Here is a 3681-nt window from a genome sequence, read left to right on the forward strand (position 1 = left end):
CTCTTAGCCCGGCCGGCCAAATCTTTTTGCTTTTCCCTACTCCCTTACTGCCCTACTCCCTTATTCCCCTGCGAGCAAAGCGAGCACTTATGCCTTACGACCAGAAGAAAATCGTCGAAGCCCTGCGTGCTTTCGAACGCGGCGAGATCGTCGTCGTCATGGATGATGACGGGCGCGAGAACGAGGGCGACCTGATCGTCGCCGCTGTCCACTGCACGCCCGAAAAGATGGCGTTCATCGTTCGCCACACCTCCGGCATCGTCTGTACGCCGATGCCGCGCGAAGAAGCCAAGCGGCTGAACCTTGCCCCCATGGTCGCCGACAACGATTCCGCCCACACCACCGCTTTCACCGTCAGCGTCGATTTCAAGCATGGCACCACGACCGGCATCTCGGCCGAAGATCGCACTTTGACCGTTCGCAATCTTGCCAACGGCAATGTCGGTGGCTCGGATTTCGTCCGGCCCGGCCACATCTTTCCGCTGATTGCGCGCGAAGGCGGCGTGCTGATGCGCTCAGGCCATACCGAAGCAGCGGTCGATCTGTGCAAGCTCGCCGGCCTGCCGCCGGTTGGCGTCATTTCCGAGCTGGTCAATGATGACGGCACCGTCAAGCGCGGTCCGCAGGTGCAGGCTTTCGCCGAGGAGCATGGCCTCAAGCAGGTTTCGGTCGCCGACCTCATCGCCTACCGGCAGCGCAAGGAAACGCTGGTCGAACGCGTCGCCTGCTCGGAAATCGACACGCTCGGCGGCAAGGCACAGGTCTTCACCTACACGCTGCCGTGGGACTCCATGCATCACGTCGCCATCGTCTTCGGCGACATTCGTGACGGCGAGGACGTGCCGGTGCGTCTGCATTCCGAGGATGTGGTGACCGATGTCTTCGGCACCAGCCACCGGCTCGACGCCATCATGAAGACAATGGGCGAGCGCAGGCGCGGTGTCATCGTCTATCTCAGAGAAGGCTCCGTCGGCGTTGCGCATCAGGAGCGCAAGCGGCCGGCAAGCGGCGACCGCGAGGATCACGAAGAGGCGCGCCGCCGCGAAAACGAGTGGCGCGAGATCGGGCTAGGCGCCCAGATACTCAAGGATCTCGGCATCTCCTCGATCAACCTGATCGCCTCGCGCGAACGCCACTATGTCGGCCTCGAAGGTTTTGGCATCCACATCGCCAAGACCGAGATCCTCTGAGCCTCCCGCCGATCCGGTTGCCGGAGAAGACGGATGAATGCGTCTCTGCCTTCCAGCCAACGCAGCGAGCGGCTTTTGCTGCGCCGCCCAGAAGAGGCTGATCTGGATTTCCTGATCGACCTCTTTTCGCGCCGGGAGCTTGTTGCTCATCGTCCGGACCCTGTCCCGGATACAGCCCAGCAGAGCGCCGCGCGGCTGACGCGCGACATCGGTCATTGGGACAAGCACGGCTTTGGCCGCTGGGCGGTCGAGGCGGATGAAAAGCTGGTCGGCTTCGGCGGCGTCACGGTATCGGCGGATTTCGACGGTCTGAACCTGTCCTATCATCTTCATCCGGCGAGCTGGGGACATGGCTATGCCACGGAATTGGTGACGGAAGCACTGCGCACCGCGTTCGGCCCCTTGCGTGCCGATCGGGTTGTCGGCATCGTCCGCCCCGCCAATCCGGCTTCGCGACGGGTGCTGGAGAAATGTGGCTTCGTCTTCGAAAAAGAGGTGATGCTGCACGGGGCGCCAACGATAGTTTTGGCATTGGCGCACCCAAGAAGAGTCAATATTTCAGGCCCGGCCGCCTAGAGCGGCGCGCCCGGCCTAAGGCCCGGGCGCGCCGGAACTATTCCGCAGCAATCGCGGCTGCTTCGCATCCGTCCATCTCGCACTCAGCCGTGGCAAGGCTGCGCTGGCCAAGCAGCACCGTGGCCAGCGCGATCGTGCCTGAAGCCACAGAGACCCAGAACCCGTTCTGGGCACCGAACGCATCGACCACCGCGCCGGCCGCGAACGAGCCGAGCGCCATGCCGATGCCGATGCCGGTCATGACCCAGGTAATGCCTTCGGTCAGCATCGCCTCCGGCACATGCCGCTCGATCAGGCCGAAGGCGGTGATGAAGGTCGGCGAGATCGCCACGCCGCTGATGAACACGGTCAGCGCCAGCAGTGGCACGGTGTCGGCGGTGAGCGGCAACAGCGTGCCGAGCGCGACGAGGGCGACCGCGATGGCCAACTGGCGTTGCAGCGGCGCCTTCAGGCTGAGCGCGCCGACGATGATGCCGAGCACGAACGATCCCAGCGCGTAAACGCCGATGACAAGGCTGGCGGCGCCGGGCTGGCCAAGCTCCTTGGTGATCGCCACGGTGCTGACTTCCGTCGTCGCGAAGGTCGCGCCGATGAAGATCAGGGCGAAGGTGATGATCTGAACCGCCCGCAGGCGGATCGCCGAGCCGCTTGAGCCATGGTCCACCGGCCGCACTTGCGGCTCCGTCGAGCGTTGCAGGATGAAGGCCGCTGATCCGAATGCGAGAAATAATGTGCTCACCAGAACGCCGGCTTCCGGGAACAGGGCAGCACTGAGACCGACCGATAGCGATGCCCCGGCGATATAGACCAGTTCATCGGCCGCGGACTCGAAGGCGAATGCGGTGTTCATCTGCGGCCGTCCGCGGAAAATCTCTGTCCAGCGCGCCCGCACCATCGCCGGCATGCTTGGCATGGCCGCGGCCAGTAGGGCCGACACGAACAGCGTCCACACCGGCCAGTCCTGGTTGGCCGCCGCTATCAGGACGGCGAAAGCCAGCACCGCGATGATGGTGGTGGGCACGACGATTTGTGTCTGGCCCAGGCGGTCCACCAATCTCGATATCTGCGGCGCAACGAAAGCGTTGGCCAGAGCGTATGTTGCCGAGACGGCTCCGGCCAGCCAGTATTCGCCACGCGTCTGCGACAGCATCGCCACGATGCCGATGGGCGCCATGGCGATCGGCAGGCGCGCCATGAATCCGGCGGCCGCAAAGCCCTTGGCTCCGGGGGCACGAAAGATTTCCGCATAGGGATTTTGCATGGGTGGTTCCTCGACAAAGGACGATTCGGCAATTACATACGAAGCGTATGATTGTTAAATAGAGCATACGCCGCGTATGTCAATTGGCATACGTTACGTATGTGAATAGGGCCAGAAGCCATGCACAGACCCCGCAAGGAGATGATCGCCGAGACGCGCGCAAAGCTGATCGCGGCGGCCCGCCATGCCTTCGGCACAACAGGCTATGCGGAAGCCTCGATGGATGATTTCACCGCTTCGGCCGGGCTGACGCGCGGCGCGCTCTATCATCATTTCGGCGACAAGAAGGGGCTGCTGCAGGCGGTCATAGCCCAGATCGACGGCGAGATGGCGGCGCGCATCAATGAGGTCGCGTCGAGAGCGCCGACCCGCTGGCAGCATTTCGTCGACGAGTGCTCGACCTATATCGAGATGGCGCTGGAGCCGGAAATCCAGCGCATCATGTTCCGGGATGGCCCGGCCGTGCTGGGGGATCCAGCGCAATGGCCGAATGCCAGTGCGTGCATCGTGTCAATGACCGACCATCTGACCGCGCTGCAGGAGGAGGGGGTCGTTGTCTCGAGCCTCGACCCCGAGACGGCCTCGCGACTGATCAACGGAGCGAGCAGCCAGGCAGCGCAACGGATCGCCAATTCGGACGACCCCGAAGCGACG

Annotated in this window: 4 protein-coding genes; 3 read left to right on the forward strand and 1 reads right to left on the reverse strand. The window is 63.5% G+C overall.

The genetic code is table 11. The features are described 5' to 3' along the window. Positions 1 to 89: 89 nt before the first annotated feature. Both ribB and EN914_RS28055 read left to right on the forward strand, forming a co-directional pair. Positions 90 to 1190 (forward strand): 3,4-dihydroxy-2-butanone-4-phosphate synthase, encoded by a 1101-nt coding sequence (gene ribB, locus EN914_RS28050; RefSeq protein ID WP_013532799.1) that lies wholly within the window; start codon positions 90 to 92, stop codon positions 1188 to 1190. 33 nt (positions 1191 to 1223) lie between these two features. Then, positions 1224 to 1766 carry a GNAT family N-acetyltransferase gene (locus EN914_RS28055; RefSeq protein ID WP_024503599.1) on the forward strand — a complete coding sequence of 181 codons (543 nt, stop codon included), beginning with the start codon at positions 1224 to 1226 and terminating at the stop codon, positions 1764 to 1766. Positions 1767 to 1803: 37 nt separating this feature from the next. Here the strand turns inward: EN914_RS28055 and EN914_RS28060 are convergent, their stop codons facing one another. Then, positions 1804 to 3027: an MFS transporter gene (locus EN914_RS28060; RefSeq protein ID WP_024503600.1), complete on the reverse strand. Its 1224-nt coding sequence runs from the start codon at positions 3025 to 3027 to the stop codon at positions 1804 to 1806. Positions 3028 to 3147: 120 nt separating this feature from the next. On the opposite strand from EN914_RS28060, the gene EN914_RS28065 reads away from it, so the two are divergent. Next, positions 3148 to 3681 (forward strand): TetR/AcrR family transcriptional regulator (locus tag EN914_RS28065; protein ID WP_164778971.1); only part of this gene is annotated, 534 nt, incomplete at its 3' end.

The organism is Mesorhizobium sp. M7A.F.Ca.CA.001.08.2.1, from assembly GCF_003998455.1.
GTDB lineage: Bacteria > Pseudomonadota > Alphaproteobacteria > Rhizobiales > Rhizobiaceae > Mesorhizobium > Mesorhizobium ciceri.

What these genes read in the sequence shown, in the direction of transcription:
- EN914_RS28060 (WP_024503600.1), bottom strand. Translation starts at nt 3,027, where the DNA reads ATGCAAAATCCCTATGCGGAAATCTTTCGTGCCCCCGGAGCCAAGGGC.
- EN914_RS28055 (WP_024503599.1), top strand. Translation starts at nt 1,224, where the DNA reads ATGAATGCGTCTCTGCCTTCCAGCCAACGCAGCGAGCGGCTTTTGCTG.
- ribB (WP_013532799.1), top strand. Translation starts at nt 90, where the DNA reads ATGCCTTACGACCAGAAGAAAATCGTCGAAGCCCTGCGTGCTTTCGAA.